Source organism: Nocardia sp. NPDC052112, from assembly GCF_040680135.1.
Classification (GTDB): Bacteria; Actinomycetota; Actinomycetes; order Mycobacteriales; family Mycobacteriaceae; genus Nocardia.
Genome location: NZ_JBFAWD010000014.1, coordinates 132,378 through 153,200 on the forward strand (window position 1 = coordinate 132,378; position 20,823 = coordinate 153,200).

20 protein-coding genes and 1 tRNA gene are annotated in these 20,823 nt (G+C 65.2%); 10 read left to right on the plus strand and 11 right to left on the minus strand.

What is annotated here, in order from left to right; all coding sequences use genetic code 11:
- Positions 1 to 13: 13 nt before the first annotated feature.
- The 3 genes from AB0L58_RS26070 to AB0L58_RS26080 all read left to right on the plus strand — a co-directional run bounded on the left by AB0L58_RS26070 (position 14) and on the right by AB0L58_RS26080 (position 2,419).
- Positions 14 to 382 (plus strand): VOC family protein, encoded by a 369-nt coding sequence (locus AB0L58_RS26070; RefSeq protein ID WP_364390337.1) that lies wholly within the window; start codon positions 14 to 16, stop codon positions 380 to 382.
- 336 nt (positions 383 to 718) lie between these two features.
- Positions 719 to 1,171 (plus strand): hypothetical protein, encoded by a 453-nt coding sequence (locus tag AB0L58_RS26075; RefSeq protein WP_364390338.1) that lies wholly within the window; start codon positions 719 to 721, stop codon positions 1,169 to 1,171.
- 456 nt (positions 1,172 to 1,627) lie between these two features.
- The gene (locus AB0L58_RS26080) at positions 1,628 to 2,419 is read left to right on the plus strand and encodes a hypothetical protein (RefSeq protein ID WP_364390340.1); all 792 of its coding nucleotides are present in this window, start codon (positions 1,628 to 1,630) and stop codon (positions 2,417 to 2,419) included.
- A 100-nt stretch (positions 2,420 to 2,519) separates the two neighbouring features.
- Here the strand turns inward: AB0L58_RS26080 and AB0L58_RS26085 are convergent, their stop codons facing one another.
- The 4 genes from AB0L58_RS26085 to AB0L58_RS26100 form a co-directional block, all read right to left on the minus strand.
- Complete coding sequence (locus tag AB0L58_RS26085) at positions 2,520 to 3,017, minus strand: CGNR zinc finger domain-containing protein (RefSeq protein WP_364390341.1); 498 nt, start codon at positions 3,015 to 3,017, stop codon at positions 2,520 to 2,522.
- 76 nt (positions 3,018 to 3,093) lie between these two features.
- Positions 3,094 to 3,747, minus strand: a complete 654-nt coding sequence (locus AB0L58_RS26090; protein WP_364390342.1) for a GNAT family protein — start codon at positions 3,745 to 3,747, stop codon at positions 3,094 to 3,096.
- Positions 3,748 to 3,766: 19 nt separating this feature from the next.
- Positions 3,767 to 5,056 carry a sensor domain-containing diguanylate cyclase gene (locus AB0L58_RS26095; RefSeq protein WP_364390343.1) on the minus strand — a complete coding sequence of 430 codons (1,290 nt, stop codon included), beginning with the start codon at positions 5,054 to 5,056 and terminating at the stop codon, positions 3,767 to 3,769.
- 23 nt (positions 5,057 to 5,079) lie between these two features.
- A complete protein-coding gene (locus AB0L58_RS26100; protein ID WP_364390345.1) occupies positions 5,080 to 5,889 on the minus strand; it encodes an SAM-dependent methyltransferase in 810 nt (269 codons plus the stop codon).
- A 302-nt stretch (positions 5,890 to 6,191) separates the two neighbouring features.
- On the opposite strand from AB0L58_RS26100, the gene AB0L58_RS26105 reads away from it, so the two are divergent.
- From AB0L58_RS26105 to AB0L58_RS26115, 3 genes are read left to right on the plus strand one after another with little or no spacing between them, the layout of a single operon-like run.
- Positions 6,192 to 7,196, plus strand: a complete 1,005-nt coding sequence (locus AB0L58_RS26105) for a cation diffusion facilitator family transporter (protein ID WP_364390346.1) — start codon at positions 6,192 to 6,194, stop codon at positions 7,194 to 7,196.
- A 30-nt stretch (positions 7,197 to 7,226) separates the two neighbouring features.
- On the plus strand, positions 7,227 to 8,345 hold the full coding sequence (locus AB0L58_RS26110; protein WP_364390348.1) for a MerR family transcriptional regulator: 1,119 nt from the start codon (positions 7,227 to 7,229) through the stop codon (positions 8,343 to 8,345).
- The gene (locus AB0L58_RS26115; RefSeq protein WP_364390349.1) at positions 8,342 to 8,851 is read left to right on the plus strand and encodes a hypothetical protein; all 510 of its coding nucleotides are present in this window, start codon (positions 8,342 to 8,344) and stop codon (positions 8,849 to 8,851) included. The genes AB0L58_RS26110 and AB0L58_RS26115 overlap by 4 nt, the downstream gene beginning before the upstream one ends.
- On the opposite strand, the gene AB0L58_RS26120 is transcribed toward AB0L58_RS26115, so the two are convergent.
- Entirely contained in the window at positions 8,848 to 9,759 is a 912-nt protein-coding gene (locus AB0L58_RS26120; RefSeq protein ID WP_364390350.1) for a sigma-70 family RNA polymerase sigma factor, read from the minus strand. The two genes, AB0L58_RS26115 and AB0L58_RS26120, sit on opposite strands and share 4 nt — an antisense overlap.
- A 125-nt stretch (positions 9,760 to 9,884) precedes the next feature.
- Here AB0L58_RS26120 and AB0L58_RS26125 point away from each other — a divergent pair, with 125 nt between their 5' ends.
- On the plus strand, positions 9,885 to 11,606 hold the full coding sequence (locus tag AB0L58_RS26125) for an MFS transporter (RefSeq protein ID WP_364390352.1): 1,722 nt from the start codon (positions 9,885 to 9,887) through the stop codon (positions 11,604 to 11,606).
- Positions 11,607 to 11,639: 33 nt separating this feature from the next.
- Here AB0L58_RS26125 and AB0L58_RS26130 read toward each other — a convergent pair whose 3' ends face one another.
- Positions 11,640 to 11,951, minus strand: a complete 312-nt coding sequence (locus AB0L58_RS26130) for a hypothetical protein (RefSeq protein WP_364390353.1) — start codon at positions 11,949 to 11,951, stop codon at positions 11,640 to 11,642.
- Positions 11,952 to 12,413: 462 nt separating this feature from the next.
- Between AB0L58_RS26130 and AB0L58_RS26135 the strand changes: the two genes are divergently transcribed.
- Positions 12,414 to 13,874 (plus strand): class I adenylate-forming enzyme family protein, encoded by a 1,461-nt coding sequence (locus tag AB0L58_RS26135; protein ID WP_364390355.1) that lies wholly within the window; start codon positions 12,414 to 12,416, stop codon positions 13,872 to 13,874.
- On the opposite strand, the gene AB0L58_RS26140 is transcribed toward AB0L58_RS26135, so the two are convergent.
- Positions 13,871 to 14,125, minus strand: coding sequence for an acyl carrier protein (locus AB0L58_RS26140; RefSeq protein WP_364390357.1), 255 nt, complete (start codon positions 14,123 to 14,125; stop codon positions 13,871 to 13,873). The genes AB0L58_RS26135 and AB0L58_RS26140 overlap by 4 nt on opposite strands.
- 81 nt (positions 14,126 to 14,206) lie before the next feature.
- Between AB0L58_RS26140 and AB0L58_RS26145 the strand changes: the two genes are divergently transcribed.
- Positions 14,207 to 15,487, plus strand: a complete 1,281-nt coding sequence (locus tag AB0L58_RS26145; RefSeq protein WP_364390359.1) for a hypothetical protein — start codon at positions 14,207 to 14,209, stop codon at positions 15,485 to 15,487.
- Between the two features lie 215 nt (positions 15,488 to 15,702).
- Here the strand turns inward: AB0L58_RS26145 and menD are convergent, their stop codons facing one another.
- Positions 15,703 to 17,346 carry a 2-succinyl-5-enolpyruvyl-6-hydroxy-3-cyclohexene-1-carboxylic-acid synthase gene (gene menD, locus AB0L58_RS26150; protein ID WP_364390360.1) on the minus strand — a complete coding sequence of 548 codons (1,644 nt, stop codon included), beginning with the start codon at positions 17,344 to 17,346 and terminating at the stop codon, positions 15,703 to 15,705.
- A gap of 435 nt (positions 17,347 to 17,781) precedes the next feature.
- Positions 17,782 to 17,855: transfer RNA gene (locus AB0L58_RS26155), tRNA-Met, on the minus strand.
- Between the two features lie 101 nt (positions 17,856 to 17,956).
- Here AB0L58_RS26155 and AB0L58_RS26160 point away from each other — a divergent pair.
- Positions 17,957 to 18,370, plus strand: a complete 414-nt coding sequence (locus AB0L58_RS26160) for a VOC family protein (protein WP_364390362.1) — start codon at positions 17,957 to 17,959, stop codon at positions 18,368 to 18,370.
- Between the two features lies 1 nt (position 18,371).
- Here AB0L58_RS26160 and AB0L58_RS26165 read toward each other — a convergent pair whose 3' ends face one another.
- Positions 18,372 to 19,115 carry a hypothetical protein gene (locus tag AB0L58_RS26165; protein WP_364390364.1) on the minus strand — a complete coding sequence of 248 codons (744 nt, stop codon included), beginning with the start codon at positions 19,113 to 19,115 and terminating at the stop codon, positions 18,372 to 18,374.
- Positions 19,116 to 19,252: 137 nt separating this feature from the next.
- Positions 19,253 to 20,785 (minus strand): NAD(P)/FAD-dependent oxidoreductase, encoded by a 1,533-nt coding sequence (locus AB0L58_RS26170; protein WP_364390366.1) that lies wholly within the window; start codon positions 20,783 to 20,785, stop codon positions 19,253 to 19,255.
- Positions 20,786 to 20,823 lie beyond the last annotated feature (38 nt).

The window sequence follows — 20,823 nt, forward strand, 5'->3', positions numbered from 1 at the left end:
GAGGACCCCGCCGATGCCGCTCGGAATCAACAAGATCCGCCAGTTCGAACTCCCCGTCACCAACCTCGTGAAGAGCGTCGCCTGGTACCGCCAACTCCTGGACCTGGTACCCGTCTTCGAGTTCTACGAAGAAGGCGCCGTCCGCGGCGTAGTCCTACTCGAACCGAACGCCGACCTGCACATCGGCCTTCGCGAACGTGCCTATTGCGCCAGCCACCCCCACCTCGATGACTTCGACGCCTTCGCCCTCCGAGTCGATTCCCCCGATACCTTCACCGAACTGATCGAACGCGCCGACAACCTCGGCACACCGCACGGCGAAATCCACGACCGCGGCCCCTACGGCGCCGCCCTCGACATCAGCGCCCCGACGGCACCGTAATCCGCTTCCTCTACGAAGCCTCCACCTACCCCACCGGCTTCGCCGGCCTCGAATTCGGCGCCGACGGCACCCCCATCGGCTACGACCAACCACGCCTCGACAAGAAGCCGTGCGGTGAATCCGGCGCAGCCGTTGCAGTGGCCGACCGGGACGATCTCGCCTTGACGAAAGGACCGCCACTGCCCATCGAGCAGCCATGCGCATCGACGGGTTCGCCGACGCGCGGCAATCGACGAGCGGGCCCCGTCTGCGGTGCTGGTTGAAACGAATATTCGGGTGGGGTCGACAGAAAGGTCGGTTCGGATTCTGCACTATCGACATCGTTGAGGAGTTTGCATGCGACACATCGTGAGACGAGTTGTCGGAGTGTTGGCGGTGCTGGGGTTGGTGCCGGTGTTGTTCGCGGGGGCGGCGCAGGCCGATGATGGGGATACGGTGTACTTCTCGTCCGGGTATATGAACTGCTCGATCGCGGGCGATGGCACCGTTGGATGCGATTTCACGAGTCAAGCGCAGGTTCAGTACAGCTTCTTGCCGATTCTTATTCCGGTGCGCGACATAGTGATCGACCAGTCGTGGTTGCCCGCGCATCCGACCTTTGCCGTCGGAACGCACACCTTGCCGGGAGGTAATCCGCAACTGGTGGACGTGAAGACCGGCGACGGCACCTGGGGCTCGTATATCGAGCATGCCGGGGCGCGGTGCGAGTCCGGATTCCATGGCAGTTTCAGTTGCAAGTCCAAGGGGCGGGCCTGGGGTATCTACAGCGGGATCATTTCCGCTTCGTAGCAGGCGATTCGATGTTTCGATGACGGAGCGGGTGCCTGGGGCGAAAGGTCCAGGCTTATCCGGCGCAATATCCTCGGAGGTGGGCGGCAGTGAGGAGTTGTGGTGGATAGGTGTCCGATTGGAACCTCCGGTCGAACTCGGTGGCGCGAGCACGGTGCTCGGCGTGGGGCGGTTCGCAAGGCCGAACTTTCAGGCGGACAACAGGTTTGGGTGGTCAGCGGATACCGCGCGGTGGCCGCGCTGTTGAATGATGTCCGGCTGAGTGTGGACAAGCGCCACTCGGGGGGTGGATATTCGGGGTTCTCGTTGCCGCCCGCGTTGGATCGGAACCTGCTGAATATGGATGGGGGCGAACATGGTCGGCTTCGGCGACTCGCCGCGCCCGCCTTCTCGCGCGGGTCGGCCGATTCACTTCGGGAGCTGGTTCAGCGGATCAGCGCGGCGATGTTTCGATCGTTGAGCGAAAATGCCAGCGGCACCGTCGATCTGCTGGACAAACTCTGCGTTCCGGTCCCCGCGCTCGTGATCGGCGAACTGCTCGGCGTACCTGCAGATCAGCACGGCGAGCTCCGCGATGCCGCTACCGCGATGGTGACATTCGATGCCTCGTCGCAGGAGTCCGCGATCCGTCTGGTGCAGGCCGTCGAATGGCTTGCCGGGACATTCACGAACCTGGTGCGGGCCAAGCGCAACGAGCCGGGCGATGATCTGATCAGCGGGTGGGTGCGGGCGGGTGATGACGCGGACATCCTGTCCGAGGATGAGTTGGTTTCGCTGGCCTTTCTGATGATGCTGGCCGGACTGGAGAATGCGGTTCATTTGTGCGGCAATATCTTTGCGGCACTGCTGGCATCGGATGACCCGCTGGCAACCATCGAGGACTGGTCGGCGCGGCGGGGCACGGTGATGGAGAAGGCCAATCCGTTGCCGTTCGCGATCCGGCGCTTCGCGATCGAGGACATGACGATCGGCGAGCACCCGATTCCCAGGGGTGACACCGTCTTGCTCTCGCTGTTCGGTGCGGATTCGGACCCGGCGCGCGACGGCCGACCGAGCCTGATGTTCGGCCGCGGACCGCACTACTGTCTCGGCGCACCTGTTGCCGATCTGATTGTCGACGCCGTAGTTCCGGGGCTGTTCGTGCGATACCCGCATGCGCGATTGTCGATTCCGGAGTCCGAGCTGGAATTCCGCCCGTCCTGGCGCGCACATGGATTGGTCACCTTGCCGGTCACGCTTGCGGGCTGATCCCGCGCCGTGCTTGGAGAACACCGATGTCAATTGAATCGCGGTATGAGCAGGTATACCGCTGGACGGCGTGCCGGAATCCGGTTCCGCGCCGGTGCTTTCAAGCGGTCCGCGCTCGATGTTCGGCCACATGAACCCGATTCGAACAGCGCGTCGAGCAGAACCGGCGCCGACCATTGCGGGACGTATCGACGAAGACCCAGCCGCACCCCGCGCGAGCGCAACGCCCGATGCGACCGGGATCCGCACAGAAGAGCTCCGCGAGCCCGGCAGCGGTGTACGCCTTGACGCGCTCGTCGATCGGGGCATCCTCGCGGGCATAGTGCAGGTGTGGTGCGCGGCCGTCGTGGGTGGAGATATAGGGCTGGCTCGTCGTCTCGGCCAACAGTGCGTTGACCAGGTCGACGGTGGGTTCGGTGAAGACCTCGTCGAGCCGCGAAATCCAGCGACGCAGCTCGGCGGTCTGCCGGGCATCGAGGGTGCCGAGCGGCTTGTATCCGGCTTCGGCGAGCAGTCGCAGCAGATCGTGCCGCGGTTGCGCGTTCACCAGTCGCGCGGCGAGCTCGGCCGCCGCACCTCCGTAAGGGTTGAAATGCACTAGGTCATTACATCAGGCTGAAGGCATGATCGCTACCTGCCCGTCTTGCTCCTGGTCATCCCCCACCCTCGTGTCGTCACACGGCTCCACCAGCTACCTGCGCTGTATCTGCGGACGGTGGCTCATCAGCGAGCACGGGGCGGTGGTGGCGCTGGCCGGGACCAGCACCATGGGCCTGGCCGCGGGCCGCCCGCCACTCCGGGGCCAGCACTGACCAGACCTCCACATCGAGCCGCCGCCCCCGGTGCGGGTAGAACTCGCGCAGCACACCGTCTCTGGTCATTCCCAACCGTCGCGCCACGGCGATGCTGGCGTGATTCGGCGATGCGACCAGCCACTCCACGCGGTGGATGCCGCGCTCCCGGATCGCCCAGTCGATGATCACACGGGCGGCCAGGGTCGCCAGGCCACGGCCCGCGGCCGAGGGCTCGAGCCAACACCCGGCCTCGGCGATGCCGAGCGCGAGGTCCATCGTCCGGAACAGCACGCTGCCGACCAACTTGCCGTCCAACCAGATGCCATAGATCCGTCCGGCATCGGCCGCCGCTTTCTCCGCGTACTCGCGTAGATAGGCGCGACTCGACTCCAGATCCGTCACGGCGTCCGGAACTTTGATGTATTGCCCGATGGACTCCCGGCCTCGGTCCATATGTTCCAGAAGCTCCGCGGCATGCCGCGGTTCGAGTGGACGCAGCTCGGCGCCATCCGCATCGAGGGATATCGAGAACATCGTGACCTTCCGTTGGCGGCTAGGACAATTCGTGCCGGAGGCGGCGTCCTCCTGTGGCCTTGTTGCGGTACATCGCGGTATCGACGGCGTGCATCATCTCGTCGATATCGGTGGGGCGGTCTTCGGCGAAAACCGTTCCGATACTCGCGCCGACGACCACCGGCCGCCCGGCCACCTGAATCGGGGTGGCGAGCCCATCGCGCAGCAGTGCCGACATTGTTTCCAATTGTTGTGCGCCCGTGCACTTTTCGACGAGTACGATGAATTCGTCGCCACCGATTCGCGCGACCAGTCCGCCGACGGATTCGACGGATGCACGAAGACGCTGGGCGACGTCGCGCAGCACCCGGTCCCCTACCGTATGCCCCCACACATCGTTCACTTCCTTGAACCCATCGAGGTCCAGATAGCAAACACCAACTGGCGGAACGGCACTCGCCAATCGGTCGAAAAAAAGCACACGGTTGGGCAGGCCGGTCAGACTGTCGTGGTTGGCGTCGTGCCACAGCCGGTCGGCGAGCTGTTTGCGTTCGGTGACATCGACGGCGACACCGATCAGAAAGCGGACCCGCCCACTGCTGTCGCGGACCGCGGACATGGACAGGTCGATGCTGGTGATGGTGCCGTCGCGTCGGAGATGGTCGGTTTCGAGGCGGAAGCGGTCGGTCCGACCGCTGAGTAGGTGCTCCAAATTGGCATAGGCGTCACCGATATTCGCGGGACCGAGCAATTCGGCGACCGACCGTCCGGGGACCATCGCCGCAGGTAGGCCGAGCATATCGGCCATGGCCGCGTTCACCTCCAGCACCCGGCCGGTGACGTCGACCGTCCCGATACCAACCGATGCTCCCGCGAAGACCGCTTCGAACCTGGCCTCCGACAACTGCCTTCGCACCTCGGCCTCCTGCGCGGCCGAAAATGCCGCTGCGAGTGTGGTTTCCTGCTCCCCTAATGCCGCGTTCCGCAGCGCTGAGGTGAAGCCCGCGGCGAACTCAGCAGCGACAACTATCGCACGCTCGCGAACAGCCTCGAAATCGGATTCGGTTCCGGTGGGGCAGATTTCACGAACCATATCCCGGCAGATGACCAGGACCGAATGGCTGACGGCAATCTGGTCACGGTAGTTCGCCGCGAAGAGTACGGCGGCGGCGTCCTGCCCGACCGCGGCCTCCCGTGTGCCGCGCACCGCCGCGACCAGCACATCGGCGAGTTCCGCTAGCAGAGTTTCGATTTGGCTTCGAGTGAGTACCGGAGCGACGGCACCGTCGAGCGCATCCGCCCATCGAACCGCCAGCTCACGGATCCCCACACGAACCCCTGCCACCGCTCCGGTCAGACCTTACGGCCGACGCCCGCCAGGCCGAGCGATCGGCCCGGCGTCTCATGTAGGTCGCGGTCGGATTCCGGCCGCCAAGTGGGTAATTCGACGACGCCGGGCTCGACCGGCTCCCACCCTTGGAACATCGCGGCGATGGCGTCCTTCGAGCGGAAGTGGATGCCGACGCGCGTCACATCGGCCGCATTGCGACCGAGCTTGCCCGCATCCTCGGGGCGTAGCTCCGATGTCAGGTGCGAGATCGCGACATAACTTCCGCCGGGGACGGCCGCACGCACGGCGGAAACCTTTTCGACCGGCTGGTCCTCGTCGGAGAGCAGGTGCAGCACCGCCACCAGCAGCACCCCGACCGGTTGGGCGAAATCGATGAGGCCGTTCTCGCGGACTCGCGCGAGCAGCTCGTCGGGCTTGCGCAGATCCGCTTCGATGGCCGCGGACTTGCCGTTGTCCACCAGAATCACGCGGGCGTGCGCGACCGCGACCGGATCGATATCGGCGTACAGCACGCGAATCTCCGGGTCCACCGACTGCGCGACCTCGTGCACATTGCCCACGGTCGGAATGCCCGAACCGATATCGAGGAACTGACGCACCCCTTGGTCGACCATGAACCGGACGGCGCGACGCAGGAAGGCGCGGTTGCTCAGCGCCAGGCGGGGCAGGTCGGGCACCAGTCGTCTGCCCGCCTCGGCGGCCTTGCGATCGATCTCGAAGTTGTGTGAGCCACCCAGCAGCGCGTCGTACATCCGTGCCGGGCTCGCCTGCTGCATGTCCACGCCCTCGGGCGCCCACGCCGGCCTGTCCATCGCATCCCCTCTGCATTCACCATCGGACCAACCCATCCAGGTCCGCACCGCCGGATACCGCGTTGTTGATCACCGAGAGGTGCAGTCCGCATAGTAGTCGGGCCGGTCGGTCCGAATGATCACGAATTCGCCACTGTTGATCGGACCTTTGTGCGGTGAGCCATATTCATACATGCGCATGAGTGCAAGATCGGCTACGCTATCGGACGGCAGCAATGTGAAGCGGAAAGGAGCGTTCGACTATGGGCGAGCAGTGCGTGTCGCCGAAGCGGTCCGCAGCGGTGGTCGGCGAGGCTGAGCACATGGATCATGATCACTCGCATGACCACGCGCACTGCGACCATTCGAGCAAACACGGCGACCATTCGGACAAACACGGCCATAGCCACGACCACGGTGTCTCGGCGGACTCGAATCCGCGCTGGCTGGCCATAGCACTCGCGTTGATCGTCGCGTTCATGCTGGCCGAGGTGGTCGTCGGCGTGTTGGCGCATTCGCTCGCGCTGATCTCCGATGCCGCACACATGCTCACCGATGCCGCCTCGATCGTGCTCGCGATGATCGCGATCCGGTTGGCTCGACGTCCGGCGCAGGGGCGATACACCTACGGGTTCAAGCGGGTCGAGATCCTTTCGGCGCAGGCCAATGGGATTACTCTGCTGCTGCTCGCGGCGTGGTTCGTGTACGAGGGCATCAATCGGCTGATCAATCCGCCGGATGTCGCGGGCCCACTGGTGTTGATCACGGCCTTGATCGGGATCGTCGTCAATATCGCCGCCGCGTGGAGCATCAGTCGCGCCAACCGGACCAGTCTGAATGTCGAGGGCGCGTTCCAGCACATCCTCAATGACCTGTATGCCTTCATCGGGACCGCCATCGCGGGCGCGGTGGTATGGCTGGCCGGATTCGCCCGTGCCGATGCGATCGCGGCGTTGGTCGTCGCGGCATTGATGATCAAGGCGGGCTGGTCTTTGGTTCGGGAATCGGGCCGGATCTTCCTGGAGGCCGCACCCGCCCATCTGAATCCGGACGCCATCGGTGCGCGTATCGTCGCGATCCGGCAGGTGACCGAGGTCCACGACCTGCACGTCTGGCAGATCACCTCCGGACAGTCGTCGCTGTCGGCGCATATCCTCGTCGACGACGCCGCCGACTGCCATGCGATTCGTTCGACGATCGAGCGGACGCTGCACGACGAATTCGCTTTGGAACATACGACCTTGCAGGTGGACCACTCGTCGGACCAGACGATCTCCGCCGACGATGCGCACTGCGCGGAGGCGCATGGACCGGTGCACCGGTCCTGATCGCATACCGCCATTTGACCTTCGAGTTACGTGAGACTCCATGATGAGCGGGTGGCGGGCGATGGGTTGATCACGATCGGCGGACTGGCGCGGGACTGCGGGCTCACGCCAAGTGCGCTGCGGTTTTACGACGACTGCGGGCTGCTGGTTCCGGTTCGCGTGGATGCGGTGACCGGATATCGGTACTACAGCAAGGCACAGGTCGACCGAGGGGTGATGATTCGGCGGCTGCGAGGAATCGGGATGCCGCTGGAGGTTGTTTCGGAGATTTTGAACGGGGATGGGGCGCGGGCGCAGCGGCTACTCGACGAGCATGTGGCGGAGTTGGCACAGCGGGCTCGGGAGGCCGCGGCGGTTGCGCGGGTGATCAAGGCGGAGATCGGGGCGGGCGTGGTGTTGTCCGCAGCGGTGTTGGCGGCGGCCATCGAGCAGGTGCGGGCAGCGGCGGCTCGTGATCGCGAAATACCGGTGCTGGCTGGGGTTTTGATGGAGTCGAATGCCGATTCGGTGACGTTGACGGCCACGGATCGGTATCGACTGTCGACGCGGGCGATGGTGCCGGTGCGGCCGAGCGGTGGGGCGTGGTCGGTGGTTGTCGATGCGGGCGAGTTGGGTGTAATCGGTTCCTGGCTGCGGGGATCGGCTGAGGTGTCCGTGCGTGCCACCGACGCTGGGCTGGTCTTCACCGGCGATGGCTCCGAGCGTCGGTGCGGGATCATCGATGCGGTGTTTCCGGACTATCGGGCGATGCTGGCTGGGCTGGGTGCGGTTCGGACGCGGGTGGTGGTGAGGCGTGATGTGTTGCTCACCGCGCTGGACGAAGGCGCCGCCGCGCCGGTCGTGTGCTCCGTCGATGGGTCCGGGTTGTTCGTGACTTGCGATCGGCAACTCGGGCACGACTCACCCAGCCATACCGATCCGCTGAGCGGGCGAAGGCGCATCCCGGCGGCGGTCACTGGGCCGGACATCGAACTTGCCTTCTCCCCCAAGACATTACGGCCCGCATTGGTGAGTGCGATCGGTCCGGAAATCATGCTCGACATCACGGCGACCGACACACCGGTGGTAGTTCGTTCCGCGACGGACGGTGAGCTGACCACACTCGTAATGCCTACTGCCATTACCGATTCGAAGGAGTACGGCGCATGAATGCTCCCGGTGAAACCATGGCCGCCATCGTTCAGGCGGTCGAGCTCGGGCGAACAGGTTCGCCCGAGCTCGCGCGCGAGGCACTGCTCGGGATATGGGCGGCGCTCGGTCCGCAGGGTGATCCATTGCATCGGTGCACGTTGGCGCATTATCTCGCCGACCTGTATGACGATGCGGCACAGTCGCTTTGCTGGGATATTCGGTCACTCGACGCGGCGGACAGTCTCACCGACGAGCGGTTGCACCGACACGATGCGAATCTGGACGTGCGGGGTTTCTACCCATCGCTGCATTTGAATTTGGCGGACAACTATCGGCGGCTCGGTTCATTCGATGCGGCGCAGCGCGAGATCGAGGCGGCGCAAGGATGTGTGGACGCGCTCGGCAATGGCGGTTACGGGGCAATGATTCGCACCGCGATTGCTGAAGTCGCCGAGGCGATTCGGACGCGAACGACCGCTCGACGGACTTGCGCTCCGCACCTCGTCCGCGAAAGCCGTTCCTAGCCTTCGCCCCCCGGCCGCTCCGTGTCCCCGGGAACGGCCAGCGAGATGTGAGCGAGGCGATCCGGGTCGGCGATGATGTCGATGGTGGTTATGCGGTGGTCGGTGATGGTGAAGGCGAGGAGGCACTCCAGGTTTCCATGGGGTGCGACGACCAGTCCCATGTGGCCATCGATGAGGGCGGGACGGGTATAGCGAGCCCGAGTGGAGAACATCAAAGCGCTGGACGTGACGGGACGGGCACCACGCATGCGGATCGGGCGTCCGCTCGGTGCGGCGACGGCGTCCGCATGGAGTTCGACGTCCGGGTCGAGTACGGCTATCAGCGCATCGAAGTCACCGGCATGCGCCGCCTGCAAGAAGGCCTCGACGACCACCCGTTCGTCGGCGCTGCGGCTGGTCGCGGCAGCGCCTGCACCACGGACGCGGCGTCGGGCACGGGCGGCGAGTTGCGCGGCCGCGGCGGGGGTGCGGCCGAGGATGGGCGCGAGTTCGGCATAAGGCAGATCGAACAGGTCGTGTAAGACGAAAGTCAGCCGCTCGGCGGGGGTAAGGGTGTCGAGCACGACCAGCAGCGCGAGCCCGACCGAGTCCGCCATGACGGCCTCTTGTTCGGGATCCATGGTGTCCGCGGGAACGGCGGGCAGATCGGTCGGTAGCGCGCCGACCGAATCTTCGCGGCGGGCTTTGCGTGCGCGCAACATGTCCAGGCAGATGTGGGCGACGACTGCGGTCAACCAGTTGCGCAGGTTGCGCACACCTTCGGTATCCGCGCGGTCGAGCCGCAGCCATGCCTGTTGAACGGCGTCGTCGGCATCACTGGCCGACCCGAGCATGCGATAGGCGACCGCGCTGAGGTGAGCGCGGTGATCTTCGAAGCGCTGCGCGAGCCACTGGCTCTCCTCGGTCATCGGCGGTCTCCTTCCGTCCGATCCGCGTGTCATGTCGACGGGTTGTGCTCCGTCATATCTATGACGGCCGAAACCGCGGTGACATGACACGCCCGCGGATCCATCTCGGACAGAGGGGCGAACCGATGCACAAGACATCCGACCTGCGCCCGCCCCGGGCAGCCATGGTGCCGACGCCGGATCGGCGGCGCTGGCTCGCATTGGTGGTATTGCTCGTGGCCGGGTTCATGGACCTACTCGATGTGACGATCGTGAATGTGGCACTGCCGACGATCCAAAGCGACCTGAACGCACCCTACGCGGATCTGGAGTGGGTGGTGTCGGGTTATCTGCTCGGATTCGCGGCCACGCTGATCACCGGCGGCCGACTCGGCGACCTGTTCGGGCGCAAAACCGTCCTGCTTGCCGGCCTGACCCTGTTCACCCTCGCATCGCTGGCCTGCGGAATCGCTCCGGGCCCGGGGTGGCTGATCGCCGCGCGAATAGTCCAGGGCGCGACGGCGGGGCTGATGATCCCGCAGATCCTCGCGATCATGCACGTGTCGTTCCCGGCCGCCGAACGCGGGAAGGTGCTGGGCATCTGGGGCGGTGTACTCGGTTCGGCTTCGGTGGCCGGATTGATCGTGGGCGGAATCCTGGTGCAGGCCGACGTTTTCGGCTGGGCGTGGCGGCCGATCTTCCTCGTCAATGTGCCCGTCGGGATGCTGGCCATTCCTGCGGCCATGATGCTGGTGCGACAGTCTCGCTCGGCCACGGCGGATCGATTGGATCCGATCGGCACCGTCCTCGCGATCGGCGCGGTACTGCTGCTGGCGTATCCACTGACCGAGGGCCGCGCTCTCGGCTGGCCGGTCTGGACCTTCGCACTTATGGCCGCCGCCGGACTGGTCCTCGCGGTATTCGTCGCCTATGAGCGGCACCGGAGCGAGACGGTCGGATCGCCGCTGGTGGTGCTGAATCTGTTCCGGCAGCGCACATTCAGTGCCGGTATGGCCGTGTGGCTGTTGTTCTGGATCGCCCTCGGCGGCTACTTCCTGGTGTGGACGCTATACCTGCAAGCCGGACTCGGCTGGACCCCGCTGCGGGCCGGGCTCAGCGCTTCGCCGTTCGCGATCGCCGCCGCCGCGGGGGCGGGAACCAGTGTGGCGGTGTTCGTGCCGCGCTACGGGCGCATGGTGCTGTTCGCGGGCGCGATGATCAATGCCGCCGGATTCGGTCTGTACCTGTATCTCGCCGCGCACTACGGCTCCGCCATCACCTCCGCGCAGATGTTCACACCGCTGGCGATCAGTGGATTCGGCTTCGGACTTTTCGTCGCGCCCACTGTCGACCTGATCCTGTCCGGGGTTCCCGCCCACGACGCCGGGTCCGCGTCGGGACAGCTGTCGACCATCCAACAGGTCGGCATGGCGCTCGGTGTCGCGCTGGCCGGGGTGTTCTTCTTCACCCAACTCGACACCTCCGCCGCCCACGGCACCGCCGCGGCTATCCCCGGCCTCCAGCAGCGACTCACCGACCTGGACATCCCGGCCACCGCTCAGGACCAGATACTCACCCAGTTCCGTGCCTGCGTGCACGATCGCTCCGCCGCAACGGATCCCACCGCCGTACCGTCCAGCTGTCGACCCCGCTCCGGACAACAATCATCCGAAACACTTCGGCAAACGCTCACGAAGGCGGGACTGGAAGCCAACGCGCACAACATGTCTCGCACCTTCGCGCGAACCCTGTGGTGGGCCATCGGCATTCTGATCGCCGTCGCCGCGGGAGTGTTCGCGCTTCCGCGTCGGTTGACCAGTGGTCCGGCCGCCGAAGCGAGTTCCCCTGCGCCGGATGCCGTCCCATGAGACGCCCGCTACGGTGAAGGCGTGGACCCGTTATCAGCGCGCTCCGCAGGTCCCCGTCGGGGTGTACTGGCAGGGGTTGTCGTTGCGGCGGTACTGATCGTGACTGTCGCTCTTGGAGCGCACTCCGTATCCGTAACCGCTGTTGCGCTGGCTGTGGTCGGTGCTATTGGGGCGCGCTCCCGATCCGTAGCCACCGCCGCCTCCGGGGCTGTGCGAATCCCGGGGTCCGGCCGAGGCCGCGAAAAGATGCGGCGAGGCGATCGTGATCGCCACCAGCGCGATGCTGATCAGCGTCACGATCACCACTCGACGCATCGTCCAGAACGACTTCGTTGCGATCTCCATCAGCTATCTTCCCGTCAATCAATGTGCCGCTATATAGCGATACGTTAGTCGATGGCACGCCATCGAGGGAAGGTGATTTTCGGATTCGCGCGGGCCAGATCGCGTCAGCGCCCCCGAAACGACCGGGCGACCTGCACTTTTCGGCCCCGCTCGCGGCTATGCGCGTCTTCGAATATGTGGGATGACAAAACCAGATAGCCGAGCACAACTCGAGTCGATCCCGAGATTCCGATGTCGCCACAGCCCGGCCGACCCGACCACCACCGGCGCATCACGACGTTTCGCCGATCCGGACGATCCGGAATCCTGAGCCTGATCGAAGCTCCCCCATCCGCCACGGACCGGAATCGTTCGACACCCGCGTTCTCCGCCTGACCTACCGGCGTGATCGCCGACGCCTTGTAGATGCCGCATCCCACTCCTATCGTTACGGGCAGAGGGGGCGGACCCTGCGGAGTAGAGATGATCTACGACAATCTGCTCGCGCTGACCGCGCGGGCACCGCTCACCAGCGGATTGCGGCAGGGCGAAGCATTTACGCCCTACGCCGCTTTGGTCGAGCAGATCGGCCGACTCGCCGCCGGCTTTATCGAACACGGCATCGACAGCGGTGATCCCGTTGCCCTGCTGATGCCGAATTCACCCGATCTATTCGTAACTTCCCACGCGCTCTTCGCCATCGGCGCCATCGCGATGCCGCTGAGTGTGACGGCCACGCGATCCGAACTTGCCACGCTCACGCAAAAGACCGGACTCGAGGCCGTTATCTCAACTCCCGGCCTTGCCGCTGCTGCCGAGATGCTGATCGCGGATGCGGCCCCCGGCGTTCCCATGTTCCTGACGAGCAGCCTGCCCGAAGCAAGTGCGACCACCCAGCTGCCGAAACCGCCAGGCGACACACCGGCGCTCTACCTCTTCTCGTCCGGCTCGACCGGATTGCCCAAGGTGGTGCCACACACCCATGCCGAGCTCATCGCTGATGGTGAACGAAGCAGCACGGCCTGGGACCTCCAGCCCGACGATATTGTTATCGACATTCTGCCGGGCAACTTCTCGTTGGGCTTCATACTGGGCGCTACGGAAGCCGTTGCCCGTTGTGCGACGACGCTCTACTGGAGCGATCCCCTGCCGCTGGCGCTTTCGCGCAAGAAGCTGCTCGACACCATGGTCCGCGAGCGCGTCACCGTCATGGGTGCCATTCCGGCAATGTACGAAATCGCCGCCGGTCAGACCGGCAGTTTCGATCTCAGGCTGCGCCTGGCCTTCTCGGGCGGCGTCGCGCTGAAGCGGCCGATCTTCGAAGCGGTGCGCGAGCGCCTCGGTGTCCCCCTCCGTCAGGCTTACGGCTCGACCGAGGCGAGCATGGTCTCGCATAATGACTCCGCCGATCCCGACGCAAGCTGGGCCTCGGTGGGCAAGCCGGCGGGCGACGCCAGGGTCCGCATCGTTCCTTTCGACACCGAATTCGGCCCGTCTGTCGGCGAAATGGAAGTAAGATCGTCCTCGCTCATGCGGGGCTATCTCGGCGATGCCGTGGCCAATGCTCAGGCGTTCGATGAGGGCTGGTTCAGGACCGGCGATCTTGCCTCGCTCGATGAAGAAGGTCGCATCTTCATCCGTGGCCGCAGCAAGCAGCTGATCGAGGTATCCGGCTACAAGATCGACCCCATCGAGGTGGAGGAGACGCTCATGACCTTGCCCGCCGTCGCCGAAGCCGCAGTGACGGGTCTCCCAGATCCGCGCAACGGCAATCGGCTGATCGCGTTTGTCGTCAAAGGGGCAGATGTGTCGGCCGACGAGTTGATCCGCTATGCCCGCGAGAGGCTTTCGGTTCAGAAAGTACCGGCCGAAATCGCGTTCATCGACGCACTGCCGCGCAGCTCGGCCGGCAAGCTGCTCCGCACCCGGCTGCGCGAGCTTTAGCCGAGCCGAGCCGCTCGCTGCGAAACGTAGGCGGCTAGGTTCGCCGGCGATTCGAACAGGTCCTCCCGTATCTCCGTATCAGGGATGCTGATCTTGAATCGCTCCTCGAGAAACCGCACAAGTTTTACCAGATTGATCGAGTCCAGCACGCCGGCCTGAAGCAGAAGGGTCTCGCGATCGACCGGCACTCCGCCGGTTTCGACCACCATGCCGGAAATGTACTCGATTATCGGTTGTTCGATATCGTTCATTACTCGAATCCCTTATCCAGCAACCACACTAGCCAATTCCATCGCGACCCGAAATGGTGCTCGAAAACATGGGAGGACGGCTTGGGCGACACGCGCCCGCTGGGCGAGCAGGAACGACTGCTCAACCATTTGCATGCCCATGGCGGGCTGATCGCCGTGCAGGTGCTGCATGTGCGCGGCCGCCTCGATCCGGCGCTGGTGAGGCGCGCGCTCGCCTGGCTACAGACCCAGCACCCCATCCTTCGCGCTCACATCCGCGGCGGCAAGATTATCTGGGGACGCCTGCCGCCCTTCGCCTATCGCCAGCCCTGGTTCGACACCGAGGGCACAACGGAGATCCCGTTGAAGGTGCTCGACGACACCGACCCAGACGCTTGGCGCCAGGTTCTTGCCTCCGACATCCGCACACCGATCCCGAAAGGCAACCATCCGCGCCTGCGGATAACGCTAGTGCGGCAGTCGCCCGATGCCGACGTCAACCACATCGTCATCTGCGCCGATCACGCGACGCTCGACGCCCAGTCCGCCAACATGCTCGCTCACCAGCTGCTCGAATTCCTCGCCGATCCAGCCGAGGCGCAACTGGAACCCCCGCGCCACACTGCCCTGCCGCCGCCGATCGAGGCGGGCCTGCCCAGCAAGTCCGGCAGTGGCAAGAAGACCACCTATACGCCGGCCATTCGGCTACCCAAGCAGACAGTGCCCGATCCGAAGGAAGAAACGCGAGTACTGGCGCGCCGCCTCGGGCCCGGCATAACGGCAACGCTCGGGGATGCCGTCAAAGCCAACAGAACTACGCTTCACGGTGCGATAACGGCGGCCTTTCTGCTTGCCATACGCGAGCGGTACCGGCTCGACGCCATGACCGTGTTGACCACGGTCGACCTCCGTCGCCTCAGTCAACCCGCGCCGCCGCACGGGATCTACGGTTGCTACATCGACATCCTGCGTACCAAGCACCCGATAACCGATGACTTCTGGGCAACCGCCCGTGACGCTTCGTTCAAACTGATCGCCGCGCTGGCCAAGGACCAGGAGTCCGCCTCGATCATGAAGCTTCCCGGATGGAAGGTGTATCGGTACGAAGCCGGCCCGACAATCAAGAACAACCAGCGCATCGACGGACTCGCTGTTACCACGGCAGGCGAGTCCGGCCTTCAGACCAGCTACGGCGCCTACACGCTCGAGGACGTCACCCGGGCCGTTTCGATCGACATATTCGGCCCGTCGCTGTTCGTGATCGCCAACGAGCGGCTTGGTGGCCTGGACCTCAGCGTCGGGTACACGGCAATGGCGATGAGCGAGGACGAGGTCTCCTGGCTCACCGACAACGCGGTGGCCCGGCTCGAAAGCGCCAGATAAGAACGCCGCGCCGATCGCAGCACGCCCCGCGTCGTGGACGAGGTTCCGGAGGCCGACCCCGCCGAACAATCCATCCCGGCATATCCGGATGGACACCGATATCGCCGCTATGCAGGCCCGCGCTGCCGATGTCATCGAACACTCGATCCCGGTACCACTGGACGACGACTTCGACGCCTGACGGCGCCATCCGAATATGGGCGAAATAGCTCGAATCAGGGTGCGATCTTGGCGCGCACGGCCGCGTGCAGATCGCGCAGGCGCGACCGCTCGGTGAGCACCTCGAGCACCCGCGTGCCGTGTGCGTGCCCGGCCAACTCGACGGCCAGCTGCTCCGGATCGACCTGGCTGTGTGGAATGCGGTAGGCGGCGCACAGCGCGGCCAGATCCATGCCGTGCGGGGTGCCGAACACCCGCTCGAATACTCCGGCATACTGCGGTTCACCCTGTTCCAGCAGCTCGAAGATACCGCCGCCGTCGTCATTGGCGACCACAATGGTCAGATCGGCCGGGCGGGGTTCGCCGGGCCCGATCAGCAGGCCGGACGCGTCGTGCAGGAAGGTCAGATCACCCAGCAGCGCGATGGTGCGGCCGTCGTGCTGCAGCGCCGCGCCGACAGCCGCGGACACGGTGCCGTCGATGCCCGCGACACCGCGGTTGGACAGCACCGTGATACCCGGCCGCGGATACGACACCAGAGCCGCGTCGCGCACCGGATTGGACGCGCCGAGCAGCAGCTGGTCGCCCTCCCGCAGCGTGTCCATCACCACGGCCGCCACGTGCAGGCCGGTCGGCTTCGAATGCACGGCGAGTTCGGACCGGACCACCTCGGTCGCCATCGCGTCGAGCTCACGGCAATGCCCCAGCCATTCCGGGCGCGGTGCGCCGGTGACAACCACCCGAGTACCGGTGCCGACCACATTGCCGGAGACATCGGGCCAGCGCGGACCGGTGGTGACCGCGTAGACGGTGACGTTCGGATCGGCCAGCACCTTGGCCACCGGACGGTGCAGGGTCGGCCGGCCGGTGACGATGGCCTGGCGCGGCTTCAGCAGCAGCAACGCCAACGGGTGCAGCGCGGTGCCGTGCATGGGGGCCGTGGGTTCGGCGACGGTTGGCAGCTCGGACAGTTCCGGCCGCAGCCTGGCACCGTGGCCGGATATGACGATCGTGTCGGGGGTCAGGTCGATGTCGAGCGGCACATCGAGCGTTGCGTACTGGGTGTGCGTCCAGGCCCGTCCATCCTCGCGTCCCTCGGGCGCATACTCGCCGGGGGCGAGGTCGGGCACCAGTGGCTCGCGCAGCGGGATATCGAAGTGCACCGGGCCCGCGTTGCCGGAGCGGGTGCCGCGGGCCGCAGCGAGCACCCGGCAGACCGCCGAGCGCCACAAGCTGTTCTGGTGCCCGTACGACGCACAGTCGGCGGACGCGGATTCTTTCTCGGCGAGGCCGAGGCTGATGGTGGTGCGGACCTGACTGCCGAACAGACCGAGCTGCTCCACGGTCTGGTTGGCGCCGGAGCCGAGCATCTCGTAGGGCCGATTGGCGCTGAGCACCACCAGCGGCACCCGCGCGTAGTTGGCCTCCAGCACCGCGGGACCGAGGTTGGCCACCGCGGTCCCCGAGGTCATCACAACAGGTACCGGCAGCCGACTGGCTACCGCCAGCCCAACCGCGAGGAAGCCCGCGGTCCGTTCGTCGATGCGCATGTGCAGCCGCAGTCGGCCCGCAGCATCCGCCGCCTGCAGAGCGAAGGCCAGCGGCGCGTTCCGTGAGCCGGGACACAGAACAACGTCCCGGACACCACCACGCGCGAGTTCGTCCACGACCACGTGCGCCTGTGCTGTAGACGGGTTCACGACTCCAGCCTCTCAGACAGTCGTTTCGGCGCCGCTGTCAGCCGTCTGTTGTGGTCGCCCTGGGACCTCTGCGGCCGCACGCCCCGACAGGCACCGAAGAAATGCACGGCGTGCGCTGGCCCGCCAACCCGTCTCCGTCCCAGTGAACTCTCAGCCTTGTGTTCGGTATCGGCTCTTGCCTTTCCCGTGCGCAAGTTCGGCAACGCCGAAGGGCAGATCGAGAAGAACCGCAACCAGCGCCGGGCCGTCGAGATCGGCGACGTTCGAGCACCGGAACGCTGCGCGACCCGACGAACGTCAACAATCGATGCCGGCGAGTGCGGGTCGCGCTGAATCGAGGACGCCGTGTCCCAGGCCGAAATGTCGAGTAAAGGTCCAGTAGACCGAAAAATAGCCTGGGCCAGAGAGCGAAATCTCTCTGGCCCAGGCCGTTTGTAGCGGGGACAGGATTTGAACCTGCGACCTCTGGGTTATGAGCCCAGCGAGCTACCGAGCTGCTCCACCCCGCGTCGGCTCGGGTAACGCTACAGCATGGGTTGGACACTTACCTAAACGGCAGGTGGGAGGGGATAACCTGCGGGTAGTCGGAGGTGGATGCGAGCATGAGCGTATGTCGATTGCCACTAGTGCCATTGCCCATGTGCGACTCACGGTTTGCGATATCGATCGGTCGCGGGCGTTCTACGAGAAGGTATTCGGATGGCCGGTCGCGCTGGAGGTGCCCGCCGATGCGGACGAGGCGACGCGTGAGCAGCTCGGATTTCTCTTCGGTGGCGTGATCTATCGAATGGAGCACGGGATGATCGGGTTGCGGCCGGTCGGCACCGACAGCTTCGACGAAAACCGGGTCGGGCTAGACCATCTCGCGTTCCCTCTCGAATCACTGGCCGAATTGGAGGCTGCCGCAGCACATCTCGATGCCTGCGGAGTCGCGCGTGAGGACATCAAGGACATCGGGTTCAGCTATATCCTCGAGTTCCGGGATCCGGACAATATCGCGTTGGAACTGATCGTCCGCAAGTAGGCTAGGCCGCCTTCGTCACCTTCTGCACCGCGGCCACGAAGAACTGATCGAATGCCGCCGGGTCGAGCGAATCATCCAGCGCGGCAACGCGAACCGCGACCGTGGTGCCCCGAACCTCGGCGTAGCCCAGGTATGCGTTCTGGGTCAGTGGAGCGCTGCTGGCGTCGGTCTTCGCGGTGCTGGTCGCATGGAAGGCGATCGCGTTCGCGCCCTTCAGTTCCTGAGGCACCGGCTGACTCGTGACGCGCTCCGACGCGGTGACCTGATGGCCGTCGTAGCTCGCGACCACCTCGACCGAAGCGCAGCGCTTATTGCCGTCGGCGATCCGTTGCAGATCTCCGGTGCGCGCGGAGACGAATTCGACAAAAATCTGGCCCGATTTACCGGTCGCCGCGGAGATGGACGACTGACCGAGCAGTTCCTTGGTCGCCGCTCCGAGATCCTGCTGCGTGGAACCGCATTCCGCCGGTGTGAAGGTGGCGTTCTGCTGGGTCGCGGCGAGATCGCCGACCGTCGACTGCAACTGCTCCGGTGGCAGATCGAGCTTCTTGGTGCCCGTCGGGAATTCCTCCGGGGTCAGCACCAACTGTTCGCGAGGCGTGGTCGGTGCCGCGGCATTCCAGCGATCCGTCGAGTCGTCTTTGCTGCTACAACCCGCGACGAGTACCGCGCCCGCCGCCATTGCCACTGCCCACCGTGCGTTACGCAATTCGATCATGGCGATGATCATGTCAGCCCGCGCCATGGACGATCCTCAATACCCACTTGTGGAGGGATTTCAGCGCTTCGGGAGATCCGTTACCCGGGTGCGGTGGCGCATACCGCGTGACAACCCCGCACCCGGTGCACGCTGTGCGCGGTAGCCACTGGATGTGCGACGGCTCAGTGGGTGGCCGAGAGTTCGACGGGACGGACGGTCGAGCGGGGGGTCGGGGCCAGCGTCTTGTGCAGGTTGGTGCGCATGGTCGTGGCCGAGTCGAGCAGATAGTTCTGCCGCACCTTCCACGGATGCCGATCGCCCTGACGCGGGAAGTCACCGATCGAGCGCTGAATGTAGCCGGAGGCCAGATCGAGCAGCGGGCGCTCGTCGAGCGCGCCCTCCGGCTTCGGCACCACGGCCGCATAGTCATTGCGGTCCAGGTGGTTGACGACCTTGCAGACCAGCCGCGAGGTCAGATCGGCGCGCAACGTCCATGAGGCATTCGTGTACCCGATGCAGACCGCGAAATTCGGTACTCCGGTGAGCATCGCACCCTGCCAGACGAATTGCTCCGACAGGTTCACCGCCGCTCCGTCGACCTTCGGTGCGATGCCGCCGAAGGCCAGCAATTGCAGTCCGGTCGCGGTAACCACGATATCCGCCGGCAGGATCCGACCGGACTTCAGCCGAATCCCTTCGGGCACAAAAGTTTCGATGTGATCGGTGGCGACCTGCGCCTTACCCTTCTTCATCGCCTTGAAGAAGTCGGCATCGGGTACGGCACACAGCCGCTGATCCCATGGGTCGTACGTCGGTGTGAAATGTTCGGCAACGGCCTGCTCGTCTTTGAGGATTCGAGCAGTCAAGCCGGTGAGCAGCTTGCGCGCGGCCTCCGGGCGGCGGCGGCAGTATTGATAGAAACCAATGCTGAACAGGATGTTCTTGGTGCGAATCACGCGGTGCGCCAACTGCGGCGGCAGCAATTCGCGGATCTTGTCGGCCTGCTTGTCCCGGCCGGGAACGGCGCTGATCCAGGTCGGTGAGCGTTGCAGCATCGTCACCGACTCGGCCTGATCGGCCATGGCGGGCACCAGGGTGACCGCCGTCGCACCACTGCCGATGACCACGACGCGCTTGCCCGTGTAGTCGAGATCCTCGGGCCAGAACTGGGGATGTACGACCTGCCCGGCGAAGGAGTCGATGCCGGGAAAGTCCGGGGAGTGCCCCTGCTCGTAGTTGTAATATCCGGCGCAGGCATAGAGGAAATTGCAGGTCAGCGTGCGCTCGGTGGTGTTACCGGTGCGATCGCGCTGCTCGAGGGTGAGCGTCCAGCGCGCCGACGCGGTGGACCAGTCGGCCCCGACCACCTTGGTGCGGTAGCGGATGTGCCGGTCGATGCCGTATTCCGCGGCCGTCTCCTCGACGTAGCGCAGAATGGACGGACCGTCGGCGATCGACTTCGCATCTCGCCACGGTTTGAACGGATAGCCGAGGGTGAACATGTCCGAATCCGAGCGAATACCGGGATAGCGGAACAGGTCCCACGTGCCACCCAGCGATTCGCGCGCCTCCAGCACGGCATAGGTCTTGCCGGGGCATTCGGTCTGCAGTCGATATGCCGCGCCGATGCCGGATAACCCGGCGCCGACGATCACGACATCGAGGTGGCCCGGAAGTACGGCGGTCTCGGACCCATCCCTGATCGAAGCCTTCATGACTCCAGTCTGCGAGGCCAGCGGACCAGATTCTTGAC

Excerpts from the sequence above, each read along its gene's own strand:
- AB0L58_RS26070 (WP_364390337.1), top strand. The coding sequence starts at position 14 with ATGCCGCTCGGAATCAACAAGATCCGCCAGTTCGAACTCCCCGTCACC.
- AB0L58_RS26075 (WP_364390338.1), top strand. The coding sequence starts at position 719 with ATGCGACACATCGTGAGACGAGTTGTCGGAGTGTTGGCGGTGCTGGGG.
- AB0L58_RS26090 (WP_364390342.1), bottom strand. The coding sequence starts at position 3,747 with ATGTTCTCGATATCCCTCGATGCGGATGGCGCCGAGCTGCGTCCACTC.
- AB0L58_RS26100 (WP_364390345.1), bottom strand. The coding sequence starts at position 5,889 with ATGGACAGGCCGGCGTGGGCGCCCGAGGGCGTGGACATGCAGCAGGCG.
- AB0L58_RS26105 (WP_364390346.1), top strand. The coding sequence starts at position 6,192 with ATGGATCATGATCACTCGCATGACCACGCGCACTGCGACCATTCGAGC.
- AB0L58_RS26115 (WP_364390349.1), top strand. The coding sequence starts at position 8,342 with ATGAATGCTCCCGGTGAAACCATGGCCGCCATCGTTCAGGCGGTCGAG.
- AB0L58_RS26120 (WP_364390350.1), bottom strand. The coding sequence starts at position 9,759 with ATGACCGAGGAGAGCCAGTGGCTCGCGCAGCGCTTCGAAGATCACCGC.
- AB0L58_RS26125 (WP_364390352.1), top strand. The coding sequence starts at position 9,885 with ATGCACAAGACATCCGACCTGCGCCCGCCCCGGGCAGCCATGGTGCCG.
- AB0L58_RS26130 (WP_364390353.1), bottom strand. The coding sequence starts at position 11,951 with ATGGAGATCGCAACGAAGTCGTTCTGGACGATGCGTCGAGTGGTGATC.
- AB0L58_RS26135 (WP_364390355.1), top strand. The coding sequence starts at position 12,414 with ATGATCTACGACAATCTGCTCGCGCTGACCGCGCGGGCACCGCTCACC.
- AB0L58_RS26140 (WP_364390357.1), bottom strand. The coding sequence starts at position 14,125 with ATGAACGATATCGAACAACCGATAATCGAGTACATTTCCGGCATGGTG.
- AB0L58_RS26160 (WP_364390362.1), top strand. The coding sequence starts at position 17,957 with ATGTCGATTGCCACTAGTGCCATTGCCCATGTGCGACTCACGGTTTGC.
- AB0L58_RS26165 (WP_364390364.1), bottom strand. The coding sequence starts at position 19,115 with ATGGCGCGGGCTGACATGATCATCGCCATGATCGAATTGCGTAACGCA.
- AB0L58_RS26170 (WP_364390366.1), bottom strand. The coding sequence starts at position 20,785 with ATGAAGGCTTCGATCAGGGATGGGTCCGAGACCGCCGTACTTCCGGGC.